Origin of the sequence: Saccharopolyspora sp. NPDC049426 (assembly GCF_040676935.1) — a bacterium.
Lineage (GTDB): Bacteria > Actinomycetota > Actinomycetes > Mycobacteriales > Pseudonocardiaceae > Saccharopolyspora.
In genome coordinates, this window is sequence record NZ_JBFAPZ010000025.1 from 1 (window position 1) to 23,771 (window position 23,771).

The 23,771-nt window shown below is 70.3% G+C and carries 27 protein-coding genes; 14 read left to right on the forward strand and 13 right to left on the reverse strand.

The features are described from left to right. Positions 1 to 210: 210 nt before the first annotated feature. The gene (locus AB0J78_RS32510; protein WP_363795750.1) at positions 211 to 972 is read right to left on the reverse strand and encodes an RNA methyltransferase; all 762 of its coding nucleotides are present in this window, start codon (positions 970 to 972) and stop codon (positions 211 to 213) included. 81 nt (positions 973 to 1,053) lie between these two features. Between AB0J78_RS32510 and AB0J78_RS32515 the strand changes: the two genes are divergently transcribed. Further along, positions 1,054 to 2,490 (forward strand): wax ester/triacylglycerol synthase family O-acyltransferase, encoded by a 1,437-nt coding sequence (locus AB0J78_RS32515; protein ID WP_363795752.1) that lies wholly within the window; start codon positions 1,054 to 1,056, stop codon positions 2,488 to 2,490. Then, positions 2,487 to 2,984 (forward strand): hypothetical protein, encoded by a 498-nt coding sequence (locus tag AB0J78_RS32520; RefSeq protein WP_132673233.1) that lies wholly within the window; start codon positions 2,487 to 2,489, stop codon positions 2,982 to 2,984. Before AB0J78_RS32515 ends, AB0J78_RS32520 begins: the two co-directional genes overlap by 4 nt. Here AB0J78_RS32520 and AB0J78_RS32525 read toward each other — a convergent pair whose 3' ends face one another. From AB0J78_RS32525 to aroA, 3 genes are all read right to left on the reverse strand, one after another. Further along, positions 2,985 to 3,839, reverse strand: a complete 855-nt coding sequence (locus tag AB0J78_RS32525; RefSeq protein WP_363795754.1) for a hypothetical protein — start codon at positions 3,837 to 3,839, stop codon at positions 2,985 to 2,987. Between the two features lie 155 nt (positions 3,840 to 3,994). Then, positions 3,995 to 5,002: a ribosome small subunit-dependent GTPase A gene (gene rsgA, locus AB0J78_RS32530; protein ID WP_363795756.1), complete on the reverse strand. Its 1,008-nt coding sequence runs from the start codon at positions 5,000 to 5,002 to the stop codon at positions 3,995 to 3,997. Between the two features lie 16 nt (positions 5,003 to 5,018). Next, on the reverse strand, positions 5,019 to 6,287 hold the full coding sequence (aroA, locus tag AB0J78_RS32535; protein WP_363795758.1) for a 3-phosphoshikimate 1-carboxyvinyltransferase: 1,269 nt from the start codon (positions 6,285 to 6,287) through the stop codon (positions 5,019 to 5,021). Between the two features lie 126 nt (positions 6,288 to 6,413). Between aroA and AB0J78_RS32540 the strand changes: the two genes are divergently transcribed. The 3 genes from AB0J78_RS32540 to AB0J78_RS32550 are packed head-to-tail and all read left to right on the forward strand — an operon-like array spanning position 6,414 to position 8,514. Then, on the forward strand, positions 6,414 to 7,169 hold the full coding sequence (locus AB0J78_RS32540) for an SOS response-associated peptidase (protein WP_363795760.1): 756 nt from the start codon (positions 6,414 to 6,416) through the stop codon (positions 7,167 to 7,169). A gap of 20 nt (positions 7,170 to 7,189) precedes the next feature. Continuing rightward, entirely contained in the window at positions 7,190 to 7,906 is a 717-nt protein-coding gene (locus tag AB0J78_RS32545) for an SOS response-associated peptidase (protein WP_363795762.1), read from the forward strand. Beyond that, positions 7,903 to 8,514, forward strand: a complete 612-nt coding sequence (locus AB0J78_RS32550; protein WP_363795764.1) for an alpha/beta family hydrolase — start codon at positions 7,903 to 7,905, stop codon at positions 8,512 to 8,514. Before AB0J78_RS32545 ends, AB0J78_RS32550 begins: the two co-directional genes overlap by 4 nt. 280 nt (positions 8,515 to 8,794) lie before the next feature. Here AB0J78_RS32550 and ybaK read toward each other — a convergent pair whose 3' ends face one another. Further along, the gene (gene ybaK, locus AB0J78_RS32555) at positions 8,795 to 9,271 is read right to left on the reverse strand and encodes a Cys-tRNA(Pro) deacylase (protein WP_363795766.1); all 477 of its coding nucleotides are present in this window, start codon (positions 9,269 to 9,271) and stop codon (positions 8,795 to 8,797) included. Between the two features lie 174 nt (positions 9,272 to 9,445). Here ybaK and AB0J78_RS32560 point away from each other — a divergent pair, with 174 nt between their 5' ends. Both AB0J78_RS32560 and rsrA read left to right on the forward strand, forming a co-directional pair. After that, positions 9,446 to 10,165, forward strand: a complete 720-nt coding sequence (locus AB0J78_RS32560; protein WP_363795768.1) for a sigma-70 family RNA polymerase sigma factor — start codon at positions 9,446 to 9,448, stop codon at positions 10,163 to 10,165. Next, on the forward strand, positions 10,162 to 10,482 hold the full coding sequence (gene rsrA, locus AB0J78_RS32565; RefSeq protein WP_132682204.1) for a mycothiol system anti-sigma-R factor: 321 nt from the start codon (positions 10,162 to 10,164) through the stop codon (positions 10,480 to 10,482). Before AB0J78_RS32560 ends, rsrA begins: the two co-directional genes overlap by 4 nt. 199 nt (positions 10,483 to 10,681) lie before the next feature. Here the strand turns inward: rsrA and AB0J78_RS32570 are convergent, their stop codons facing one another. From AB0J78_RS32570 to AB0J78_RS32580, 3 genes are all read right to left on the reverse strand, one after another. Further along, the gene (locus AB0J78_RS32570) at positions 10,682 to 11,320 is read right to left on the reverse strand and encodes a response regulator transcription factor (RefSeq protein ID WP_363795770.1); all 639 of its coding nucleotides are present in this window, start codon (positions 11,318 to 11,320) and stop codon (positions 10,682 to 10,684) included. A gap of 56 nt (positions 11,321 to 11,376) precedes the next feature. Next, a complete protein-coding gene (locus tag AB0J78_RS32575) occupies positions 11,377 to 11,892 on the reverse strand; it encodes a DoxX family protein (protein WP_363795772.1) in 516 nt (171 codons plus the stop codon). Positions 11,893 to 11,967: 75 nt separating this feature from the next. Continuing rightward, on the reverse strand, positions 11,968 to 12,582 hold the full coding sequence (locus tag AB0J78_RS32580; RefSeq protein ID WP_363795774.1) for a macro domain-containing protein: 615 nt from the start codon (positions 12,580 to 12,582) through the stop codon (positions 11,968 to 11,970). A 174-nt stretch (positions 12,583 to 12,756) separates the two neighbouring features. Here AB0J78_RS32580 and pheA point away from each other — a divergent pair, with 174 nt between their 5' ends. Genes pheA through AB0J78_RS32595 form a run of 3 tightly spaced genes read left to right on the forward strand, consistent with a single transcriptional unit; the run spans position 12,757 to position 14,949 of the window. Then, the gene (gene pheA / locus AB0J78_RS32585) at positions 12,757 to 13,680 is read left to right on the forward strand and encodes a prephenate dehydratase (RefSeq protein WP_363795775.1); all 924 of its coding nucleotides are present in this window, start codon (positions 12,757 to 12,759) and stop codon (positions 13,678 to 13,680) included. Further along, positions 13,677 to 14,324 carry a histidine phosphatase family protein gene (locus AB0J78_RS32590; RefSeq protein ID WP_363795777.1) on the forward strand — a complete coding sequence of 216 codons (648 nt, stop codon included), beginning with the start codon at positions 13,677 to 13,679 and terminating at the stop codon, positions 14,322 to 14,324. Before pheA ends, AB0J78_RS32590 begins: the two co-directional genes overlap by 4 nt. Positions 14,325 to 14,370: 46 nt before the next feature. After that, the gene (locus AB0J78_RS32595; RefSeq protein WP_363795779.1) at positions 14,371 to 14,949 is read left to right on the forward strand and encodes a TIGR03086 family metal-binding protein; all 579 of its coding nucleotides are present in this window, start codon (positions 14,371 to 14,373) and stop codon (positions 14,947 to 14,949) included. 68 nt (positions 14,950 to 15,017) lie between these two features. Here the strand turns inward: AB0J78_RS32595 and AB0J78_RS32600 are convergent, their stop codons facing one another. Both AB0J78_RS32600 and AB0J78_RS32605 read right to left on the reverse strand, forming a co-directional pair. Further along, positions 15,018 to 15,368, reverse strand: a complete 351-nt coding sequence (locus tag AB0J78_RS32600) for a metallopeptidase family protein (RefSeq protein WP_363795781.1) — start codon at positions 15,366 to 15,368, stop codon at positions 15,018 to 15,020. A 1-nt stretch (position 15,369) separates the two neighbouring features. Next, entirely contained in the window at positions 15,370 to 16,365 is a 996-nt protein-coding gene (locus tag AB0J78_RS32605) for a septum formation family protein (RefSeq protein WP_363795783.1), read from the reverse strand. Between the two features lie 147 nt (positions 16,366 to 16,512). On the opposite strand from AB0J78_RS32605, the gene AB0J78_RS32610 reads away from it, so the two are divergent. The 3 genes from AB0J78_RS32610 to serS all read left to right on the forward strand — a co-directional run bounded on the left by AB0J78_RS32610 (position 16,513) and on the right by serS (position 19,959). Further along, positions 16,513 to 17,169, forward strand: coding sequence for a hypothetical protein (locus AB0J78_RS32610; RefSeq protein ID WP_363795785.1), 657 nt, complete (start codon positions 16,513 to 16,515; stop codon positions 17,167 to 17,169). Positions 17,170 to 17,172: 3 nt separating this feature from the next. Beyond that, positions 17,173 to 18,339 carry a glutathionylspermidine synthase family protein gene (locus tag AB0J78_RS32615; protein ID WP_363795787.1) on the forward strand — a complete coding sequence of 389 codons (1,167 nt, stop codon included), beginning with the start codon at positions 17,173 to 17,175 and terminating at the stop codon, positions 18,337 to 18,339. A 357-nt stretch (positions 18,340 to 18,696) separates the two neighbouring features. After that, the gene (serS, locus tag AB0J78_RS32620) at positions 18,697 to 19,959 is read left to right on the forward strand and encodes a serine--tRNA ligase (RefSeq protein WP_363795789.1); all 1,263 of its coding nucleotides are present in this window, start codon (positions 18,697 to 18,699) and stop codon (positions 19,957 to 19,959) included. Between the two features lie 66 nt (positions 19,960 to 20,025). Here the strand turns inward: serS and AB0J78_RS32625 are convergent, their stop codons facing one another. Further along, entirely contained in the window at positions 20,026 to 20,652 is a 627-nt protein-coding gene (locus tag AB0J78_RS32625; RefSeq protein ID WP_363795791.1) for an endonuclease, read from the reverse strand. Between the two features lie 51 nt (positions 20,653 to 20,703). Next, positions 20,704 to 21,576, reverse strand: a complete 873-nt coding sequence (locus AB0J78_RS32630) for an LLM class flavin-dependent oxidoreductase (RefSeq protein ID WP_363795793.1) — start codon at positions 21,574 to 21,576, stop codon at positions 20,704 to 20,706. A gap of 119 nt (positions 21,577 to 21,695) precedes the next feature. On the opposite strand from AB0J78_RS32630, the gene AB0J78_RS32635 reads away from it, so the two are divergent. Continuing rightward, positions 21,696 to 22,508 carry an HAD family hydrolase gene (locus AB0J78_RS32635; RefSeq protein WP_363795795.1) on the forward strand — a complete coding sequence of 271 codons (813 nt, stop codon included), beginning with the start codon at positions 21,696 to 21,698 and terminating at the stop codon, positions 22,506 to 22,508. A 141-nt stretch (positions 22,509 to 22,649) separates the two neighbouring features. On the opposite strand, the gene AB0J78_RS32640 is transcribed toward AB0J78_RS32635, so the two are convergent. Further along, positions 22,650 to 23,708, reverse strand: a complete 1,059-nt coding sequence (locus tag AB0J78_RS32640) for an N-acetylmuramoyl-L-alanine amidase (protein ID WP_363795797.1) — start codon at positions 23,706 to 23,708, stop codon at positions 22,650 to 22,652. Positions 23,709 to 23,771: the final 63 nt, after the last annotated feature.

The following is a 23,771-nucleotide window of genomic DNA, read 5'->3' on the forward strand; positions in this document are numbered from 1 at the left end:
GCGCTGATGGTACTGCACTCGCTAGGGTGTGGGAGAGTAAGACACCGCCGACACAATCCTTATGTGGGGTGGGCAGGAGAAGAAATTCTTCTGCCCACCCCATTTTTCATGCCCGAAAAACCTCGTGGGGAAATCCAGTTCCGGATCAGCCGGCCGACGAACACCGCAGTAGTCGCAACGGCGAGAACTGCGGTGCCCGTTCCGAGCGGGTCAGCTGAGGCTGCGGCGGCGGAGTTCGAAGCAGAGGACCGCCGCGGCGCTGGCGACGTTGAGGGATTCGACCTCGTTGGCCATCGGGATCGACAGCGGCTGGGCGATGCGCTCCTCCACCTCTGTGGAGAGACCGGCGGTTTCACTGCCGAGCACGAACACGGCGCGGTCACCGAAGTCGGTGTTGTAGAGGCTGTGCTCCGAGCCGGCGTCGAGCGCGTAGAGCGGGTAGCCGGCCTCGGTGAGCATCTCGGCCGCTTCGGCCGCGGTGCGGCTGCGCAGCACGGGCGCGTGGAAGGCGACTCCGGCGGAAGCCTTGATGACCAGCGGGTCCAGTCCGGCGACACCGCGGTGCGGCACGACGATGCCGTCGATGCCGGAGGCGGTGGCGGTCCGCAGGATCATGCCGACGTTGGCGGGAGTGGTCAGGCCGTCCAGCAGCAGGATGGTGCGCGGGGCGGTGGCGTGGTCGGCGAGCGCGTCGGCGAGCGGCCGCATCTTGCGGGCGACGACGTCGGCCACGACGCCCTGGTCGTGACGCCCGTTGCCGGCCAGCACCTTCACCCGATGAGCGCTCGCGCGCTGCACCTTCACGGCGCGGTCCGCGGCCGCCTCCTCGATTTCCGCGATGGGCCCACCGCGGAGTCCTTCCGCGACGATCACCTTGTCGACACGCAGGTCGTAGTCGGCCAACGCCTCCAACACGGGCTTGCGGCCGTAGACGGTGACGAATCGGTCCTTCGGGGAAACTTCGCTGGTCACACCATCAAGTGTCACATGCCCGCGTTGTGGCCCGGCGGGTGAACCCCTCGGTCTGGCCGGGATGTGTGCCAGGATCTCCGCATGCCCGATCGCCTTTCCGCCGTCGACGCCTCCTTCCTCTACCTGGAGGACTACACGACGCCGATGCACGTCGGCGGTGTCGCGGTTTTCCGCCGGCCTCGCAGCGATTTCGACTACGAGCACCTGTTGTCGATGGTGGATCGGCGGCTCGGTCTGGTGCCCCGCTACCGGCAGCGGGTGATGGAGGTTCCGGGCAGCCTGGCGCGACCGGTGTGGGTGGACGACCAGGACTTCGACCTCACGTACCACGTTCGCCGGTCGGCGCTGCCGAAACCGGGCAACGACGATCAGCTGCACGACCTCGTGGCGCGGCTGATGTCCCGCAAGCTCGACCACACCCGGCCGCTGTGGGAGCTGTACCTCGTCGAAGGCCTGTCGAAGAACCGGGTCGCGATCATCACCAAGACCCATCAGGCGATGATCGACGGCATCGGTGCGATCGACATCGGGCAGGTCATCTTCGACCTGCAGCGCAACCGCGAGATCGAGGACGTGGACGCGCTCTGGATGCCGCGACCGGCTCCGACCGTGGCGCAGCTGCTGGTGGAGGCGGCAACGGACGCGGTGCAGCGGCCGGGCGAGGTCGTGGAGAACGTCCGGGCGGCCATGGTCGACGCCTCGGCGACGGTGCAGAAGGTGACGCGCGCTCTCGGCGGCGTCGCTTCGGCGGTCCGGGCGGCCGTGGTGCCCGCACCCAGCGGCCCGCTGAACGCGCCGACGTCGACGCAGCGGCGGTTCGCCGTGGCGAAGGCGAAGCTGGACGATCTGCGGGCGGTGCGACGGGCGCACGGCAGCACGGTCAACGACGTGGTGCTGGCGGTGGTCGCCGGCGCCCTGCGGAACTGGTTGCTCTCGCGAGGCGAGGTGGTCACCCCGTCGACGACGTTGCGGGCGATGGTGCCGGTGTCGGTCCGGGACGACGACGCGGAAGCGGACGCCGCTTACCAGGACACGGCGAGCCTGCCGGTCGGCACCGTGGGCAACAAGGTGTCGGCGTACCTGGTGGACCTGCCGGTGGGCGAGGGCAATCCGACGATGCGGTTGCACCAGGTCAGCCATGCCATGCGGGCGCACGCCGAGTCCGGCCAGTCGGTGGCCGCGGACGCCCTGGTGAAGGTCAGCGGTTTCGCTCCGCCGACGCTGCACGCGCTGGGCGCGCGGGTGGCCAACGGGTTCTCGGACCGGTTGTTCAACGTGCTGGTCACCAACGTCCCGGGGCCGCAGGTGCCGCTGTACGCGGCTGGGGCGAGGATGATGGAGATGTTCCCGGTGGTGCCGCTGGCCAAGAACCAGTCGCTGTCGGTCGGTGTCACCTCGTACAACGGCGCGGTGTACTTCGGGCTGAACGCGGATCGGGATGCGATGCCCGACGTCGGCGTGCTGGCGGCGATGATCGGTGAAGCTGTAGACGAGATGATCGGGACGGTCGACGCATGAGGATTTACCTGCCTGCCACGCTGCCGATGCTGCAGCAACTGGTGGCGGACAAGCAGATGCAGCCGCTGGGCGGGACGGCGTTCGCGCTGACTCCGGCGCTTCGCGAGTCCTACGCGACCGGCGACACCGAAGAGCTGGAGTACGCCGCGATGCGGGAGGCCGCTCGTGCCTCGTTGCGGCTCCTGGCCGCTGACGAGGAAGGCAAGATCGAGCAGCGGCGGGTGGTGATCTCCGCCGACGTGGACGACGTGACGCTGCGGCCGGACCTCGACCACGCGGTGGTGAAGGTGTCAGGCCCGGTGATCTGGAAGCAGCTCGCGGCCGTGCACGTGGACACCACCGAGGCCGAGGACGCGGTCCGGTCGGCGGCCGAGGTCATCGACGCCGCCGACCTGGGAGATCCGGACGCGGAGTTCGCCCTCGGCGACGCCGAGGATCACGAACTCGCCTGGTACGCGCCGCAGGAAGTCCCGTTCCTGCTCGAACTCATGTGATCAGCGCGGCGGCTGCGCCATCGGTGGGAGGTCGTCGAAGACTCCGACCTGGGCGGCCGGGGGCAGCTGGATGTCCACCGGGGTTCCCCAGTCGCGGTAGGTGGAGGTGAGCGAGACCTCGCCTGCCTGGGCGATGTTGGTGGTGGAGGCGAACTTGGCGGGAAGGCCCTGCTCGTCGAGCCACAGCTGGAAGCCGAGCTCGCGCTCGCCGTCGTCGGCGGCCCGCTGGAAGCGTTCGCGCTGCTGCTCGTCGGGGGCCGTCCTGGCGGCTTCCTCGGTGAGGATCCGCAGGTCGTAGCGGGTGGTGGGGCGGCCTTCGACGGTGTCGGGCGCCGACCCCTGGATGCGGGTGGCCTGCTCGACGCCGCTGAACGTGGCGCGCGGGTCGACGGATTCGTGCAGCTGGTCCAGGGCAGGGCTGAGCAGCTTCGAGCCGAAGTCCGAGCCGTCATGGGAGATCTTCAGCCACGGCTTGGTCGCGTCCGGCCGGGCCAGCGGGGTGTTGAGGTAGCCGACCTCGTCCACGATGGACACGGCGAGCTTCTCGGTGCGCGCGTTGCGGGTCTTGCCGTCGAGCGCGAGGTCGGCCTGCGGGCCCCGGTACCGGACGGCTCCGTCGGCGTTGAGCTGCCCGACCACGCCGAGGCTCCCGGTCATGGTGGCGTGCGCGGTGCCGCGCGCGTTGATCTTGTTGATCGTGTCTGCGAGAACGGCTTCGGCGACCGGACGCGGATCGGGACGGGCCATCGGCAGTGCCGCGTGTGGTTGGGGTGGCGCGCTGGTGCAGGCGTTGAGCGTTGCGGCAAGGGCGAGACCAGCGGACAGCACCGCAGTCCTGGTGCGGGCACGGGGCATCGGACGTGCTCCTCGACGGGTGGCGGATGGCTTGGACGTCGTCGCTGGCCAACGCTAGCAACGAAGTTCCAAACCCACCGGGAACGCGATTCCCCATTAGAGGGATGGATTGAGTGCCCGCGGCCGCCTCGTTCAGGGGGCCGCGCGCCGCACCGTCAAGCCTCGTCGAGACCGGCTCGGGAGCGCAGGAGGCGGCGGAGCGAGGCGAGCTGGTCGGAGCTGCCGCCTTCCTGCTCGGCGTAGGTGTCGAGGTAGCAGTCGGGGTCGTCGGTCCCGCCGAGGTGGCCGCAGTTCGGCGGGCACTCCTCGGCGGCTTCGGCGAAACCCTCGAACGGGGCGATCACGTCGTCGGCGGTGACGTGGGCCAGGCCGAAGGAGCGGATGCCGGGTGTGTCGACGACCCAACCGTCGCCGGGCAGCGCCAGCGCGACCGCGGAGGTCGAGGTGTGGCGGCCCTTGCCGACGCCGCTGACCTCGCCCGTTGCTCGTTCGGCTGCCGGGACCAGCTTGTTGACCAGCGTGGACTTGCCGACGCCGGAGTGGCCGACGAGCGCGGAGACCCGGCCGGAGAGCATGTCGCGGAGCTCGTCGGGTTCGGCGTCGAGGCTGGTGATGGTGATCGGCATGTCCAGCGAGGAGTAGGTGGCGATCCACTCGCCGGGGTCGGCCAGGTCGGCCTTGGTCAGGCACAGCACCGGGGCCAAGCCGCCCGCGTAGGCGGCGACCAGGCAGCGGTCGATGAATCCGGGGCGCGGTGGCGGGTCGGCGAGCGCGGTGACGATGATCAGCTGCTCCGCGTTGGCGACGACCACTCGTTCGTAGGGGTCGGTGTCGTCGGCGGTGCGGCGCAGCACGCTGGCGCGGTCGGCGACGCGGACGATGCGCGCGAGCGTGTCGGGTTTGCCGGAGACGTCGCCGACGACGCCCACCAGGTCGCCGACGACGACCGGGGTGCGTCCGAGCTCGCGGGCTCGCATGGCGGTGACGACGCGGCCCGGGTCGCCGTCGAGGGCGACGGTCCACCGGCCTCGGTCGACGGCGATGACCATGGCTTCGGCGGCGTCGGAGTGCTTGGGCCGCTGCTTGCTGCGCGGCCTGCTGCCCCTCCCGGGGCGCACCCGCACGTCGGACTCGTCGAGGTTCCGCCAGCCGCGCTTGCTCATCTGCGGGCCCCCGGGATCATGCGGGCTCCCCGAGCATCGCGGTCCACATCCCGGGGAAGTCCGGGATGGTCTTGCTGGTGGTGGCGATGTCCTCGACCAGCACGCCGGGCACCTCGAGGCCGAGGATCGCGCCCGCGGTGGCCATCCGGTGGTCGGCGTAGGAGTGCCATTCGGCGCCGGTCAGCGGGCGGGCGTCGATGATCAGGCCGTCCTCGGTCTGCTGGGCGTTGCCGCCGAGGTTGTTCAGCTCGGTCTCCAGGGCGGCGAGCCGGTCGGTCTCGTGGCCGCGCAGGTGCGCGATGCCGCGCAGGTGGGACCGGCCGGTGGCCAGCGCGGCCAGCGCTGCGACGGTGGGGGTGAGTTCGCCGACGGCGCGCAGGTCGATGTCGACCGGTGCCAGCTCGTCGGGGCCGGTGACGGTCAGGCCGTCGGAGTCGAGGCGGACGTCGGCGCCCATCTTGGTGAGGATGTCGCGGATCGCGTCGCCGGGCTGGGTGGTCCGGGCGGGCCAGCCGGGCACGGTGACGGTGCCGCCGGTGACGGCCGCGGCGGCCAGGAACGGGGTCGCGTTGGACAGGTCCGGTTCGACGTCCGCGTCGAGCGGGCTGATCGGGCCGGGTTCGACGCGCCAGGTGTTGCGCTGGGAGGCGTCGACGATGACTCCGGCGTCGCGCAGCATCGCGACGGTCATCTCGATGTGCGGCAGCGACGGCAGCGGAGGGCCGGAGTGCCGGACGGTGACGCCCTTGTCGAAGCGCGGGCCGGACAGCAGCAGGCCGGAGACGAACTGCGACGACGCCGAGGCGTCGATGGTGACCGTGCCGCCGGTCAGGTTGCCGCTGCCGCGCACCTCGAAGGGCAGGGAGTCGCCGGTGATGTCGGCGCCGAGCTCGCGCAGCGCGTCGAGCACGGTGCCCAGCGGTCGTGCGCGGGCCTGCGGGTCGCCGTCGAAGGAGATCCGGTCGGTGGCGAGTGCGGCGACCGGGGGCAGGAAGCGCATCACGGTTCCGGCCAGGCCGCAGTCGACCTCCGCCGGTCCGCGCAGGTCGGCCGGGGTGACCTGCCACGATCCGTCCGGTCCGTCGGCGATCGTGGCGCCCAGCGAGCGCAGTGCTGAGGCCATCAGCTCGGTGTCCCGGCTGCGCAGCGGCGCGCGCAGCGCGGAGGGCCCGTCCGCGAGCGCGGCGAGCACCAGAGCCCGGTTGGTGATCGACTTGGATCCGGGCAGCGGGACGGTCGCGCGCACCGCGCCGGTGGCGGCGGGAGCAGGCCAGAGCTGGGTCATGCCCCAATGATCCCGCATTCCACCCGGGTATTTCAGCGCCGGGGCGGTCAGGACGCTCGCCTGGGATGAACGGGACTGCCAGGATGAAGTGGACACGCCGTCGACTCGCGGGAGGTTGGACTCCGGATGTGCGGCCGATATGCCTCCAGCAAGGATCCCGGGAAGCTCGCGGCGGAGTTCGCGGCCTTGGACGCCACCGGCGGTGCGGCGCCGGGCGCGGACTTCAACGTCGCCCCCACCAAGCGGGTGCTGACGGTGGTCCAGCGGCATCCGCAGGACGAGACCGGGGAAGCCGATCTGGAGCGGACCGAGCGGTCGATCCGGGTGATGCGGTGGGGTCTGGTGCCGTTCTGGGCGAAGGACAAGTCCATCGGCAGCCGGATGATCAACGCCAAGTCGGAGACGGTGACCAGCAAGCCTGCGTTCCGGAGCTCGATCAAGCGCTACCGCTGCCTGGTCCCGGCGGACGGTTGGTACGAGTGGAAGCGCGAGGGTGCTGCGAAGCAGCCGTACTTCATGACCCCGCCGGACGGTTCGAGCCTGGCGATGGCGGGCATCTACTCGACCTGGCGGGAGAACGACGAGGCCGAGCCGCTGGTGACCTGCTCGGTGCTGACGGCGGCGGCGGTCGGCCCGCTGACCGACGTGCACGACCGGATGCCGCTGCTGCTGCCGAAGCGGGCGTGGTCGCAGTGGCTGGATCCCGATCAGCCGGACGTGTCGGACCTGCTCGCGCCGCCGTCGCTGGAGATCGCGGAATCGCTGGAGGTCAGGCCGGTTTCCACGGCCGTCAACAGCGTCCGCAACAACGGTGTGGAACTGCTCGATCGCGTGTCTCTCGACGCGGGGGAGAAGGCGGTAGGTTTGGACCGGGAGAAGTAGTCGAGTCGAGGTGAGAGCGGATGTGTGGTCGCTACGCCGTGCGGCGGGACCCGGCGGCGTTGGCCGAGGAGTTCGCGGCCGCTGATCGCACGGAGGGCGCGACCGGCGCGGACTTCAACATCACGCCCACCAAGACGGTTCCGATCGTGGTGCAGCGCGGTGAGGAGCGCAGCGTGCGGCCGGTGCGCTGGGGCCTGGTGCCGACCTGGGCCAAGGAGGCCGACGGCGGGCCGCCGATGATCAACGCGCGGGCGGAGACGATCACCGCCAAACCGGCCTACGCGGAGTCCGCGCGGCGGCGCCGCTGCCTGATGCCGGCGACGGGTTGGTACGAGTGGAAGCCCGGGGACAAGCGGCGTCAGCCCTACCTGTGCCGGCGTCGAGACGGCGCGAGCATGGCGATGGCCGCGGTGTTCTCCGCGTGGTGGGACCCGAGAACTGCCGGTGAGCCGCTGGTGACGTGCGCGGTGGTCACCACCGACGCGGTCGGCGAGCTGGCCGACGTCCACCACCGGATGCCGCTGGTGCTGCCCGAGGAGCGCTGGGCGGACTGGCTGGATCCCACGCGCAGCGAGATCGACGAGTTGCTGCGCCCCGATCCCGGCGCGCTCGGCGAGTTGGCGCTCCACACCGTGTCGACCGAGGTGAACAGCATGCGCAACAACCATCCTGACCTGCTGGAACCTGCCGATCCGGTGCCCGAGCCGGCTGAGCAAGCGGCGTTGTTCGAGTCATGACCAGCATCGAGGTCGACACCCCGCACGGCCCGGCACGGGCCGAGCTGCACTGCGCTGAGGAAGGTCGTGCCGCGCTGCTGCTGGGGCACGGCGCGGGTGGCGGGATCAACGCGCCCGATCTGGTGGCGGCGACTCGCGCGGCCACCGATGCCGGGGTGCACGTGGCGCTGGTCGAGCAGCCCTACCGGGTGGCCGGCCGCAGGGCTCCGGCACCGGCCAAGCAGCTGGACGCGGCGTGGCTGGCGGTGGTCGAGGACCTCGGCGAGCGCTGGTTCGCCGATCTGCCGCTGATCTTCGGAGGGCGTTCCTCCGGGGCGAGGGTGGCCTGCCGCACCGCGGATGCGGGTGAGGCGGAGGCGGTGCTGTGCCTGGCGTTCCCGCTGCACCCGCCGGGCAAGCCGGAGAAGTCTCGGGCGTCGGAGATCGACGCGGTGGAGAACCCGGTGCTGGTCGTGCAGGGTGAGCGCGACGCGTTCGGCAGGCCCGAGCCTGCGCACAACCGCGAGGTCGTGCTCGTGGCCGGGGATCACTCGCTCAAGGCCGACGTCGATGCCGTGCACCGGGCGACGTCGGAGTGGCTGACGCGGGTGCTGCGGCTGATCGACTGACCTCGCTCGGGCGAGTGACTTCCGATGTGGAGCCGTGCGCTGCGATTTCTTCCTGCGCAGGTGGGAGGCCTGGCGCCGGGGCGTGATCACCATCTGAAATTCGCGGCCTTGCTCTTCCGCGTCCGGAGACCTCAACATCGGTCGGCGCTGGGCCCCCGAGCTCGTGCAACCGGACAGGGCGAGTACCCGATCTTGTCCGGCGCGGGGTGCGGCTGTTGCGCGGCAGCGGCACCAGGTGCCGAGGGGAGCGGTCCTCCGGGGTCGCTCCCCTCGGGCCCGCTCAGGCCGAGATCTCGGCGAAGGTCGCGCTCAGCAGGTCCGCCAGTTCGTTCGGGGACAGCTCGATCTCCAGTCCCCGGCGTCCGGCGCTGCAGAAGATCGTGTCGAAGCCCTGAGCGGAGGTGTCGATGACGACCGGCAGGCGCTTCTTCTGGCCCAGCGGGGAGATGCCGCCTGCGACGTAGCCGGTGGCCCGTTCCGCCGCGGCGATCTCGGCCATCTTGGCCTTCTTGCCGCCGGCGGCAGCGGCCAGGGCTTTCAGGTCGAGTTGGCCGGTGACGGGGACCACACCGACCGTGAGATTGCCGTCGACGTCCGCGACCAGCGTCTTGAACACTCGATCGGGTGATTGGCCGAGTGCTTCGGCGGCTTCGAGTCCGAACGACTCGGCACGCGGGTCGTGGTCGTAGGCGTGCACGCGGTGCGTCACGCCCTTCTTGGTCAACAGCGCCGTCGCCTGGGTTCCCTTGCCTGCCACGCACGTCACTCTAGAGCCCGGAATAGCGTCTCCGGAGGTGGTGTTGAACCCAGCGTGACGATGGATTCGACGAACACCTGCGTGCTGGACCGCCCACCGCGCCCGCAGCTGTCGCCGCCAGGAAATGGCAGGACAGCGCGGGTATCCTCGAACACGGACCATGCGAAGGAGTGCATGGGTTCGTCGTCTGCCGCCACGTCGTCCGGGCGGCGGGAAAGGAGCCTGGTGCCGAGCACCCCAGAGGACTCTGCCAACACCGCGCGCACCGACGCTGTCACCACGCAGGACGTCGAGCGGGCGGAGGAGACCGACGCGCAGCGCGCGGCCCGCTTCGAGCGGGACGCGATGCCGCTGCTGGACCAGCTCTACGGTGCGGCGCTGCGGATGACCCGCAACGCCCAGGACGCCGAAGACCTCGTTCAGGAGACCTACCTGAAGGCGTTCTCGGCGTTCAAGTCCTTCACCCAGGGCACGAACCTGAAGGCCTGGTTGTACCGGATCCTCACCAACACCTACATCAACGGTTACCGCAAGCGGCAGCGACAGCCGCAGCAGCAGCCGACCGATGAGATCGCCGACTGGCAGCTCGCGCAGGCCGAGAACCACACGTCGACGGGACTGCGCTCGGCCGAGGTCGAGGCGCTGGACCGGCTGCCCGACACCGACGTGAAGGCCGCGCTGCAGCTGCTGGCCGAGGAGTTCCGCATGGTCGTGTACCTCGCGGACGTGGAAGGTTTTGCGTACAAGGAGATCGCCGAGATCATGGGCACTCCCATCGGCACCGTCATGTCGAGGTTGCACCGTGGTCGCAGGCAGCTGCGTGAGATGCTCACCGACGTCGCCCGTGATCGAGGCTTCATGCGGGAGACCCAGCAGGAGGTGAGCACTTCATGAATTGCGGTGAGCCGGACGAGGCATCCTGCCAGGACGCGCTCGCCGAGGTGTGGCTGTTCCTGGACAACGAGTGCGACCAGGCGCGGCGCGAAGCCGTGCAGCGTCACCTCGATGGTTGCGGAACGTGCCTGGAGCACTTCGGCATCGAGGAACACCTGAAGGCGTTGCTGCAGCGCAAGTGCAGCGGTGAGCACGCTCCCACGGAGCTCAAGGACCGCCTGCGCTCGTCGATCCGCGAAGCGGTCCTGAGCAAGGCCGAGATCACCGTCGAGCACGGGCCAGAAGGAACCTCGGTAGAGGTCCGAGCGAAGAAGTGATCATCGTTCGTGGTCGCCTTGCTCATCGGTGCGGGTAGCGGAACCTGACGCGCCGCCTGGACTTCGGGCGCCACTCCTCATGTATGCCAATGCACGTCGTCGCGGCGTCCTCGCCAGGCGACGTGTCAGAACCCGCGCGGGTGCCGGGTGCTCAGGTGGGGCAAGGAGAAAGCGCCTACGGCGCTTGCCCGCTGTTTCCTCAGGTCTTCTCCCTGCGGGCTACCCAGGCCGCTGCTTGGGTCCTGCGTTCCATGCCGAGCTTGGCCAGGACTGAGGTCACGTAGTTCTTGACGGTCTTCTCCGCCAGGAACAGGCGCTCTGCGATCTGGCGGTTGGTCAGGCCCTCGCCGATCAGCTCCAGCACCTTGCGCTCGCGCTCGGTGAGGGCGGCGAGCTCATCCGGTTCCGGGCTGGTGGTCTGGCGCAGGTGGTCGAGCACCCGCCCGGTGGTGACCGGGTCCAGCAGCGAGCGGCCGGCGGCGACCTCGCGGACGGCGTTGACCAGGTCTTGGCCGCGCACCTGCTTGAGCAGGTAGCCGGACGCTCCCGCGTTGATCGCGCCGACCAGCGCCTGCTCGTCGTCGAAGGCCGTCAGGACCAGGCAGTACGGCGCGTCGTCCAAGGCCCGCAGCTTGCGGCACAGCTCCAGTCCGTCGCCGTCGGGCAACCGCATGTCGATGACCGCGACGTCCGGCGCGGTGGCCTGAGCGCGCGTCAGCGCCTCGTTGACGCCACCGGCCTCGGCGACGATCTCGACGTCGGGTTCGGTGTCCAGCAGGTCCCGCAGACCTCGCCGGACGACCTCGTGATCATCGACCAACAGCACCCTGACCGCCACGACGCCCACGCTAATGGGCGCCGGTGGCGGTCCGCGCAGCAGTGCCGCGTTTCGGGCTACTTCTTCTTCGCACCCGTCTTCTTCGCGTTCTTCGCGCCGGTCTTCTTCGCGGTCTTCTTGGCGATGCGGGCGCTCTTGCGGGCTCGGTAGCCGACGCTGGGCTTGCCGCCGGTGTCGACCGCCGCCAGCAGCACGCCGCCGAGCAGACCCAGGTTCTTCAAAAGGTGGATCTGCTGCTCGGAGCGCAGCTGCGGGTCGTGCTCCTCCCAGAAGCGGTGCGCGGCCAGCGTGGTCGGGACGATGCTGCCCGCCAGCAGCAGCGATGCCATTCGCGGGAACTTGCCCAGCGCCAGCAGCGCACCCGCGCCGATCTTCACGGCGGCGTCGATGCGCACCAGGGTCTCGGGGTCGGTCGGTACCTGCTCGGGCAGCACGTCGCGCACGGGGCCGGTCGCCTTCTCCAGCAGCGGCGCAGCGCCCTTGGCGTGGTTCGGGGTGTCCTTGAGGGCACCGATCCCACCCATGATGAAGATCGAAGCCAGCATCGGACGAGCCAGACGGCGGATCAGCATCGGGGGAACCTCCTAGATGGGTCGTCTTGAGCCTGACCGTACTTTTCAGGGCCCCGTTCCGCCTGGCAGCGGGCGTCAGTGCAGATCGACCTGGGCGAACACTTCGTCCCATGCGGCCGCGACCTGGCGGGCGCACAACTGGGGGGCCGCGCCGCCGATCCCCGTGCCCAGGCCGGGCATCGCGATCGAGTGCACCACCTGGTGCACCGGGGCGCCGTTGTCGAGCACCGCGCTCGCCCACAGCCGCATCATCGCGCGCGCCGCGAGGTAGGGGTGCACGGTGTCGGCGGGCAGCGTCTCGCCGGGCTCACGCATCGTCGGTGCGCTGATCAGCCAGATCGGGCTGGGGACACCGGTGGGGACCAGCAGCGCTTCGCCCACCGGCAGCTCGCCGCCGTGGTAGGCGAGCACGGCGCTGCGCACCTGCTCCTCGACTTCTGGGAAGGCGCGGGCGTACACCGCGTCGATGCCACCGCGCATCCAGCCGTAGGAGTTGGCGGGGCTGACGACGGCGTCCACCTGAACGTCGAGAACCGAGCCTTGATGAACGGAAATGCCGGGACGGCTTTCCGCGATCTCCTGCCATGCAGCGGCCAGCGGCTCGTCCAACGCGCACAGGACGAGCTGCAGCTCCGGCTCCGCTCCTTCTGCCGATGAGCGCCCCGAATCTGCGGTCACGCCCCACAGCATCGCAGGAATGCACCGCGTAGTGGCATTGGGTAGGTCACATCCGCGACGACGTGGCGTTTAGCCCCGCGGAGCGAGGCCGGAACGGTCACGGAGCGTGGAAACCCCTCAGTAGCCGTTGAAAAACGTTCATGTGGCCCAACCCGGGCGGCCTTGCGCGGCCCGTAACCTGGGCGGGTGCCAGAAATCGCCTACCTCGGTCCGCCGGGAACCTTCACCGAGCAAGCGACTCGGCTGCTGACCGCCGACTTCGACGCCGAACTCGTGCCCTGCGAAACCGTGCCGGTGGCGCTGGCCGCGGTGCGCTCGGGGGAGGTGCTGGCCGCCGGGGTCCCGGTGGAGAACTCCGTGGAGGGCTCCGTTCCGGCCACGCTCGACGCGCTGACCGTGGACGATCCGCTGGTCGCGGTCAAGGAGGCCGTGATCCCGGTCCAGTTCGACGTGTTCGCCCAGCCGGGCATGACGCTGGGGGAGGTCGGGACCGTGGCCAGCCATCCGCACGCGCTGGCGCAGGTGCGCGGCTGGCTTGCCGAGGCGCTGCCGAAGGCCGACGTCCGCGCGGTCAGCTCGACCGCCGCTGCTGCCGCCGCCGTCGCCGATGGCGAGTACGACGCGGCGATCTCCGCGCCGGTGGCCGGTGATCACTACTCGTCGCTGCACCGCCTGGCGACCGGCATCGCCGACGTCCGCGACGCGGTCACCCGGTTCTTGCTGCTCCGCAGGCCGGGGACGCTGCCGGAGCCGACCGGCGCGGACCGGACGTCGATCTGCGCGGTGATCGGCGACGAGGTCGGCACGCTGTCGGACATGCTGGCCGAGCTGTCGCTGCGCGGCATCAACCTGAGCCGGATCGAGTCCCGGCCGGTCAAGGACCACTTCGGGCACTACCGCTTCTACCTGGACTTCGACGGGCACGTGGCCGACGCGCGGATCGGCGAGGCGATGGCGGCGCTGCAGCGCCGCTGCGACTCGGTGCGCTTCCTCGGCTCGTACCCGAAGGCGGACCGGAAGCCCGCGTCGGTGCGGCCGGCTTCGTCGGAGCAAGCGTTCCGGAACGCGGCCGAGTGGTTGGCCGCCGTGCGTGCGGGGAGGCTCGCGTGAGTGATTTCGAGTTGGCGGCGCCGGAGGGCGTGCGGCTGGTGCTGGCCCGTCACGGGCAGACCCCGGCGAACGTCGCCAAGCTGCTCGACACCCTTCCGCCCGGCCCGGGGCTGACCGAGCTCGGGCAGCAGCAGGCCGAGGAGCTCGCCGAGCGGTTGGCCGCGCGCGAGGACAAGATCGTCGCGGTGCACGCCAGCGGGGCGCGTCGTGCGCAGGAGACCGCCGAGCCGGTCGCGCGGCGGCTGGGCCTGCCGTTGCAGCTGGCGGAGGGCACGCACGAGGTGTTCGTGGGTGAGCTGGAGGGGCTGGGCGGTCCGGCGCTGGAGGTCTTCGACGACGTCTACGCCCAGTGGCACGGCCACGACCTTGACGTGCCGATGCCCGGTGGCGGGGAATCCGGCCGCGACGCGATCACCCGGTTCCTCATCGGTGCCCGCGCCGCCCTGGAGGGCGTGTCCGAGGGCACGGTGGTGATGGTCAGCCACGGCGCGATGCTGCGGCTGGTCGCGGGCGTGCTGGTCGAGGAGGTCACGGGTGCCGAGGCCGACTCGCTGCACCTGCCCAACACCGGCCTGATCGTGATCGAGTCCGACCCGACGACCGGCACCGGCTGGCGCTGCCTCACCTGGGACGGCCTGCTCTAGACCGGTCAGCGGGCGGGTGTCGGTGGTGAGCCCTACGGTGCCGCTCATGGTCGACGCGAATGCGCAGATCGGCGTGCTGGCCGCCGAATCCCTGGAGTTCTTCGTCGGAGCGGTGCAGCGGGTTCCGGCCGATCGCTGGAACGAGCCCTCCAACCTCGACGGCTGGAGCGTGCGCGACCTCGTCGGGCACGTCACCGGCAGCGCGACGAAGATCGCGACGCTGCTGGAGGACGGGGAGGTCTGGAACACCCCGTCCGAGCCGGCCGACTGGGTGTGCGCGGACCCCACTGGGGAGCTCCGCGAGATCGCCGAGCGGATCCGCCGCGCGCTGCCCGGTGTCGATCTGGAGGCGCCGCGGCCCTCACCGGCGGGGGAGGTGCCGCTGCGGCAGGCGCTGGCGTTCCCGGTCGCGGACCTCGCCATGCACGGCTGGGACCTGCACCGCAGCTGCGGGCGTTCGGTCGAGCTGCCCGCGGACCTAGAGGCCTTCTGCCGGGCGTTGATCGAGTCCGTGCCGGAGCAGGCCATGCGGCGGCCGGGTGGCTTCGCCCCCGCCAAGACCGCGCCCGAGCGGGCGACCTCGACCGAGCGCCTCATGGCCCACCTCGGCCGCTCCGTGGACTAGGAGTTGCTCAGGGACGCGTTGCTCGGCGGTGCGAGCTGGGTCCCACACCTGCAGTTCTCGAGCGGGGTTCAGCCCCAGCCGAGTTCGTGGAGCTTGTCGTCATCGATGCCGAAGTGGTGGGCGATCTCGTGGACGACGGTGATGGCCACCTCGTCGACCACCTCCTCCTCGTCCTCGCACATCGCCAGCAGCGGATCGCGGAAGATCGTGATCGTGTCCGGCAGGACGCCGCTGTAGGTGTGGTCGCGTTCGGTCAGCGCGATGCCCTCGTAGAGGCCCAGCAGCTCGGGGTCCTCGGGGTGGGCGTCCTCGACCAGCACCACCACGTTGTTCATCGCGGTCGCGAACTCCGGCGGGAGCCGGTCCAGGGCGTCGCCCACCAGCTCCTCGAAGCGGGCGCGGGTCATCTCCACCGGCATGTCAGCGCGGCTGCTCGGTGGCGGGGGCACCCGGCTCGGTCGGTGCCGTGTCGCCGGCCGGGGCCGTGCCGACCTGCACCCGGCCCTTGATGCTGCCGCTCACGGGCGCGAGCCCGCTGCCGTCGGGCAGCTGCGCGCTGAGCTTGCAGTTGACCTGCCGCGAACCGGCCGCCCAGCTCTCCTCGGACAGGGTGTCCCAGTAGACGATCAGGCCCTTGTCCTTGGCCGCCGTCGGTCCGCCCGCGTAGGCCGCGGTCAGGTCCAAGCACCTGGTGGCCAGGAAGCCGTCCTGGTCGTTCTCCGACGGGAAGTCGCCCTGGAACTGATCGGCCAGGTTGATCACGGCGCTGAGCTCCACCGCGTGCGGCCGCGCGCAGTCGACCGGGTCCCAGACCTGGGTGCCGTTGATGCCCAGGCAGCGGCCCGCCGGGTAGACGTTCGACTGGTCCATCTTCGAGGCCTCGCCGGTGATCGGGAACAACTTCCCGGACGGTCCCGGCTGCTGCAGGCCGCAGTGCAGCGTGCGGTCGCCGTCGGCCCAGCCCTCCTGGCTGGGGGTGAAGGCGCCGACGGTGAAGCGGCCCTCCTTGTCGAACCTGCCGCCCAGGTACTGGTCGGAGACCTCGATGCAGCGCTGCTGCTTGACCTCCTGCCACTGCTGGGTGCTCGGGAACGGCGCGGTCGGGCCGAACTCCCGCAGGTCGTACGGGCCGGTGACCTCGAACAGGTGCGGTTCGGCGCAGGTGACCTTGCGGATGTCCGCGGCGTCCGGCTCGGTCCAGTTCAGGCACTCACCGGCGCGCGTCTCGAAGACGACCTCGGGCGCGGGCGCCTCACCGATCCCCGCCGGGCCGCCGACCTTGCCGGACTCCATCGGCCAGTTCAGCAGGATGCTGACCGTCAGGATCAGCAGTGCACCGATCGCGGCCGCGACCATCACCAGCTTGGCGTTGGGCGGCTTGCGGCGGGATTCGGGTGTGCGCTCGGGCTGGACCATCGAACCCATCATGCCTGGCGCAGTTGTGGGCTGGCAGCTGTCCGCGCCGGAAGTGGAGAGGAAAGGAACTCATTCGTTGCCGTGAGCGTCCATTCATTGAGTAGTGTGGCGCTTGGGAGTGGGGCAATGACGGAGAATGGCAAGCCAGTGTCAGACAACGAGCGGCCGCAGGGGGGCTCCTCCCCGGACGAGCCGACCCAGCAGATGCCGGCGGACGCCCAGGGGCGGATCCGCTACCAGGACCCGCAGAGCACGACGCCGCGCGAGCCCACGCTCGCCGAGCAGAAGGCCAGGCAGATGGCCGAGCAGCGTCGTGCCGAGGCCGAACGCGCCGAGCAGGCGGCGGCCGCTGCGAAGACGGCCAAGCGCCGGAAGGCGATGATCGGCGGCGGCGCGACCGTCGGCGTCGTGGCGCTGGTGGCCGCCATGTACTCCGCTTCCGAGGTCAGCGCATCCGCGAACGCCTCGCAGCAGTACTGCGCGCAGGAGCAGCAGCCCGGCCAGGCGGTGGCCGCGCCTCCGGAGAACTGCGACGAGAACTACGTGCGCAGCCAAGGCGGGCACATCGACCACCACTCCGGCTTCGTGTTCATGCCGCTGTTCCTCGGTGGTCCGATGTCGCCGACGCCCTCCTACCGCTACGCCTACACCCCGGCGGGAGCGGCTCCGCCGCGCGTCGGTTCGCCCGTGTCGAGCTCGTCGTTCACCAAGCCGTCGGGCACCACGATCAAGGACTCCAAGGGCTCGACCATCCAGCGCGGTGGGTTCGGGATCTCCAGCAAGTCCGGTAGCAGCGGGAGCTGACGAGTGAAGCGCACGACCGGGGCCCGGCGCCCGGACTGGCAGTCGAAGGTCGAAGAGCTCGGGCTCGTCTTCGGGACCCCGGCGCGCGCCGCCGACGGCAGCAACCGGCCCTACTGGGACGAGGGCGTGCACTACGAGTTCAGCCTCGACGAGGTCCTCTCGCTGGAGGCCGACGTCGAACTGCTGCACTCGATGTGCCTGGACGCCGTCGATCACGTGATCACCACCGAGCGGTACAAGGACTTCGGCATCCCCGAGTGGGTGTGGCCGCACATCGCCGAGTCCTGGCGCCGTCGCGACCCGCACCTCTACGGGCGCTTCGACCTGCGCTACGACGGCTCCGGCCCCGCCAAGCTGCTGGAGTACAACGCCGACACGCCGACCTCGCTGCTGGAAGCCGCGGTCGTGCAGTGGCACTGGCTCACCGAGGTCCACGACGGCGACGACCAGTGGAACTCCATCCACGAGAAGCTCGTGGAGCGCTGGGGCGAGATCAAGCCGCAGCTGGCGACCAACGAGGTGCACTTCACCTGGTCCGCCCAGGAGCACACCGGTGAGGACAACCTCACCGCCGCCTACCTGCAGGAGACCGCCGCCGAGGCGGGCCTGAACACAGTCGGGCTGGCCATCGAGGAGATCGGCTGGGACAGCCTGCTGGAGCGCTTCGTCGACCTCGAAGAGGCGCCGATGAACTCCGTCGCCAAGATCTACCCCTGGGAGTGGATGGTTGACGACGAGTTCGGCAAGCACGCGATCACCACGCTGCCGGCCACCCAGTGGGTCGAGCCGCTGTGGAAGATGCTGCTGTCCAACAAGGCGCTGCTGGCGATCCTCTGGGAGATGCACCCCGGGCACCCCAACCTGCTGCCCACCTACCTGGACCAGCCCGGACTGCTCACCGAGTACGTGCGCAAGCCGCGGCTCGGGCGCGAGGGCAACAACATCACCATCGCCGCGCCCGGCTGGGAGACCGAGACCGGCGGGTTCTACGGCGAAGAGGGATTCGTCTACCAGGCGTTCGACCCGCTGCCCGAGTTCGACGGGATGCGGCCTGCGCTCGGGGCTTGGGTCGTCGGGGACGAGTCCGCCGGGTTGGGGATTCGGGAGACGGCTGGGTTGATCACCGATGATGGGGCGGCGTTCGTACCGCACCGGATTCCTCAGAGTTGATCCTTGCTGCTCTGAGATTTTTGGCTGGGCGCGGTGCGGGTGGCGGGGCCGGCTTCTGGAGTTCGAGACTTTTACTGCCACTGCTCAGTGGTCTCTTTGCTTCGCGGTGCGGGTAGCGGAACCTGAGCGGCTCTCTGGCTCCGGGATCCGAGACTTGTGTATGTCCAATACACGGCGCTACGGCTGTCCTCACCAGAGAGCCGCTCAGAACCCGCGGCGGTGCCGGTTGCTCAGGTGGGGTGGTGAGAAACCGGCTTCGCCGGTTGCCTGACGGTGTTGCCTGGGGAAATGGTGTCGCTTGGTTTGTGGGCACCCTGGGCGTGGCGTCGTTTCTGTTTGCGACTACGCTGACCAGCTGTGATCGACCTGAAGACGCTACGCGATGATCCGGAAGCGGTGCGCGCGTCGCAGCGCGCACGTGGTGAGGACGCGTCCCTGGTGGACGCGCTGCTGTCCGCCGACGAGCGTCGCAGGTCCGCGGTGTCCCGGGCGGACAACCTGCGCGCCGAGCAGAAGCAGTTCGGCAAGCAGGTTGGCAAGGCCAAGGGCGAGGAGCGCGACGCGCTGCTGGCCCAGGCCAAGGAGCTGGCCGCGCAGGTCAAGGAGGCCGAGGCCGAGCAGTCCGAGACCGACGCCGAGCTGCTGCGGCTGCAGAAGGCCGTCTCGAACGTCGTCGAGCCCGACGTACCGCCGGGTGGCGAGGACGACTTCGCGGTGCTCAAGCACGTGGGCGTCCCGCCGGAGTTCGACTTCGAGGTCTCCGACCACCTGGAGCTGGGCAACGCGCTGGGCGCGTTCGACATGGAGCGCGGGGCGAAGGTCTCCGGCGCTCGCTTCTACTTCCTCACCGGCATCGGCGCGCAGCTGGAGCTGGCGCTGCTGAACATGGCCGCCGCCCAGGCGACCGCCGCCGGGTTCACGCTGGTCGTGCCGCCGGTCCTGGTGCGTCCGGAGATCATGGACGGCACCGGGTTCCTCGGCGCCCACTCCAGCGAGGTGTACCGGCTGGAGGAGGACGACGCCTACCTGGTGGGCACCTCCGAGGTTCCGCTGGCGGGCTACCACTCGGGCGAGATCCTCGACTTCGCCGACGGTCCCGCGCGCTACGCGGGCTGGTCGACCTGCTTCCGCCGCGAGGCCGGCTCCTACGGCAAGGACACCCGCGGCATCATCCGCGTGCACCAGTTCAACAAGCTGGAGATGTTCGTCTACTGCCGGGAAGAGGACTCCCGCGACGAGCACCAGCGCCTGCTGGCCTGGGAAGAGGAGATGCTGGCCAAGATCGAGGTGCCCTACCGGGTGATCGACACCGCGGCCGGGGACCTCGGTTCCAGCGCGGCGCGCAAGTTCGACTGCGAGGCGTGGGTGCCCAGCCAGGGGACCTACCGCGAGTTGACGTCGACCTCGAACTGCACCACGTTCCAGGCGCGACGGCTCAACACCCGCTACCGCGACGCCGACGGCAAGACGCGCTTCGCGGCGACCCTCAACGGCACCCTGGCGACCACCCGCTGGATCGTGGCGATCCTGGAGAACCACCAGCAGGCCGACGGTTCCGTGCGGGTTCCCGAGGCGATGCGCCCGTTCCTGGGCGGCCTCGAGGTCCTCGAACCCAAGTGACCGCAGGCTGAAACGTCGACGAGACCCCGGTTCCGCCGGGGTCTCGTCTCCTCTCGGCTGAACCTCTCACCGCACGGCGGAGGCGAGCTTGCGGTCGAGGGTGCTGCGGACCAGGGCGGCGGCGAGCCTCGCGAGGTCGTGGCCCTCGACCAGGTCTGCGAGCTTGTCCGGGTCGGTGGGCAGACCCAGCTTCTTCGCGCCGCTGAGGGCCTTGCCGTCGAAGTGGGGGCGCAGTTCGGGCCAGACGAGCTGGGCCTCGCGGCAGAAGATGTCGGCGCCGACCGGGCCCAGGCGCGGCAGATCCATCAGGAGCCTGCGCAGCTCCTCCGGATCGCCGTCGGCCTTGGCCCGGAGTTTCCGCAGGTCACCGTGGTAGCGGTCGAGGAGCATCTCGGCGCCTTCACCCAGGGCGGTGGACGTGCTCTCGTCGTAGCGCCGGTAATGCGCGCGGCCGAGGGCGTCGACGCGCTGCTGCCAGGTGGCGTCGAACATCTTCTGCGGGCTGTTCCACTGCGCCAGCTCCCGGGCGGCGTCCACCGCGATGCCCGCCTTGATCCGCGTCGACAGCAGCACCGAGAGCACCGCCAGCCGGTACAGCGGTGAGGGCTTGTTGGTCAGCGTGATCCCGGCTTCGCTGGCGAAGCTGGTCCCCGCCTCGTCGAGCAGGGTCTGCACCTTGGTCCGCACCGACATCGTCACCACCTCCTGCCGACGACGGATACCCACGTCGACGGGGTGGCACACCTACAGCTCGGGGAGGACCTCGGTGGCGATCTCCTCGACTGTGGACTCCTTGCCCGCGTACGGGCTGTCGGCTCGGGGCCAGTGGGTGATGACGTCGGTGAAGCCGAGTTCGTCGGCGCGGCCGACCACGTCGCGGAAGTGCTCCACACTGGACAGTGAGAACTCCGGTGCGGCGTCGACCTGCAGGTACCGGTGCACCTTCGCCGGGTCGCGGCCCTGCTGGTGGCAGATGTCGGTGAAGCGCAGCGACAGCTCCGCGACCGCGCGCCACCAGCTCTCCAGGTCGTCCCCGCCTCGACCGGTGGTCACCCAGCCCTGGCCGTGCTGCGCGGCCAGCTCCATCGAGCGGGTGCCGTTGGCGGCCACCACGAACGGGATGCGCGGCAGCTGCACGCAGCCGGGCGCGCGGCGCGCCTCCACCGCCGAGTAGTAGGTGCCGTCGTAGTCGGTGACGTCGAAGCGCAGCACGTGGTCGAGGAGTTCGAGGAACTCCGCGAAGCGGTCGGAGCGCTCCGGCGGCGTGAGCTCGGGCTGTCCCAGCACGTTCGCGTCGAACCCGGTTCCGCCCGCGCCGATGCCGAGGGTGATGCGGCCGTCGGCGATGTCGTCCAGGGCGGTCAGCTCGCGGGCGAAGTGCACCGGGTGCCGGAAGTTCGGGGAAGCGACCAGCGTGCCGAGCCGGATCGTCGAGGTGACGGTGGCGGCAGCGGTCAACGTGGGCACCGCGTCGTACCAGGCCTTGTCCACCAGGGAACGCCAGCCGAGGTGGTCGTAGGTCCAGGCGTGGGCGAAGCCGTACTCCTCGGCCATCCGCCACAGCGGCTCGGCAGCCCACCAACGGTGTTCGGGCAAGATCACGATCCCAACGCGCACGGGTAGACGGTACTGGTCCCGCTCAAGGGCGTTCGACCCGATCAGGTGACGAACGTCCCTTCGTCCTCTTACCAGCCACGACGCCCGCGAGCGGTGGTGCGGCGGGCATGATGGGGCGCGTGCGTGAACCTGGCCTGGTGGCATCAGACGTGGACGGAACCCTGCTCGACCCGATGGAGGAGGTGTCCGCCCGGACAGCGGCCACTGCTGGCCGGGTCGTCTCGTCGGGAACGCCGTTCGTGCTGGTCACCGGTCGTCCGCCGAGGTGGATGCCGCGCGTGGTCGCCGCTCTCGGGGTGTCCGGCATCGCGGTGTGCGCCAACGGCGCGGTCACCTACGACACCGCCGCCGACCGGGTGCTGCACAGCCACGACATCGATCCGGTGACGCTGCACGACGTGGTCCGGGAGCTGCGGCACGAGCTGACCGGCTGCGCGTTCGCGGTCGAGCGCGCGACCCGCACCGCCCACGACGACCTGCGCGAGCAGTTCCTCGCCGAGGCCGAGTTCCACCGCGGCTGGATGAACACCGACATCCGCGTCGCGCCCACCGACGAGGTGACCGGCAAGCCCGCGATGAAGCTGCTGGTGATGCACCCGGGGATGAACAGCGCCGAGCTGTCGGCGGCCTCCGCCGAGATCATCGGCGACCGGCTCCAGTCCACCTACTCGACGGAATCGGGCCTGATCGAGTTCTCCGCGCCGGGCGTGGACAAGGCGGCGGGACTGGCCGCCGTGGCGGCGGATCTCGGCATCGCGCGGTCGGAGGTGATCGCCTTCGGCGACATGCCCAACGACGTCCCGATGCTCACCTGGGCCGGTCACGGCGTGGCCATGCGCAACGCCCACCCGGACGCCCTCGCGGCGGCTGACGAGGTCACCACGACCAACGCGGAGGACGGCGTCGCCCAGGTCCTCGAACGCTGGTGGTGAACACTCCAGCGGCGCCTCCCCCGTTCCGGGCAGGCGCCGCTCAGCGGTGGGTGGTCCCGGATTTCAGTGGAAATCAGGCCCCGGGTTTCAGTGGAAGTCGGGCCCCGGGTTTCAGTGGAAATCCGTGTCTTCCCGGTGGGTTCAGGGTTGGGTGGAGAGTTGGGCCTCGGACGCCTGGGACCGGATGGCTCCGAGCTGGTCGTAGCCGCGTTTGCCGGGGCAGGCCGTGTGGCCGGCGTCGCGGTGGCCGAAGATCGTGGGCAGCGTGACCTCCGTGCCCGCCGGGTACTTCGAGCCCTGGGGCGCTTTTGAGACCAGGCGGGTGGTGCCCTCGGCCGGAACGCCCTTGGTCTTGAGCTTCCAGGCGGCCACGTTCGCCACCGAGCGAATCGTCTGCGACGCGGGCGTCACGCCGTCGTGGTTGCCCATCATCGAGATGCCGAAGGTGTGGTCGTTGAACCCGCGCACGTGACCGCCGATCACCTCGCCCGCGAGACCGCCCGTGCGGCCCTCGAAGACGGTGCCGCACTTGTCGACCAGCGCGTGGTAGCCGATGTCGCCCCAGCCCAGCTCGACCGCGTGGTACTGGTAGATGCCGCGCACGATCTTGGCGGACTCGCCGCAGGTGTAGCCGTTGGTGCCCGCGGTGTGGTGCACGACGGCGGCCTTGGTGGTGGTCCGCTCGACCGGCCAGGTCATCTTCGACTCGTCAGCGCCCCACTGCGCGCGCGTGACCACCGGCGGAGCGCCCGCGACAGGCGTGCTCGCCTTGGGCGCGGCGGCCTGCTCGCCGGGGTCGATGCCGATGAACTGCAGCCGGTCGGTGACGTCCTGACCGCGCTCGTCCGCGCGGACCTGCACGTCGTTGCTGCGGCCGGTCCACATCGGCTCGCTGCCGCCCTCCTCGGCTTCCAGCGGAGTCCACGAGCTCCAGCCCTCCGAGGTGCGAGTGCGCACCTCGATGCGGTCCGGGGCCGGTCCTCGCCAGGTGAATCCGACCAGTTCGAAGGCCTTCTCGCTGTGCACCTCGCGGACCGCGGCCCGCGAGGTGGCCACGTCGTGGAGCGGGATTCGGACGGTCTGCGCCTCGGGCGGTTCGGGGGTCGGACCGGCGGCGCCGGGAGGCCCTGAGATCGGAAGAACGGCCATGGTCAGCAGTGCGGTGGCCACCAGCCTCGGACGTGCGGACCGAAAACGCATGGGCGATACCTCGCTTCGACTGGAGGGCGAGCGTCCTTTTTCGACACGCGCTTCCTGGCGAAG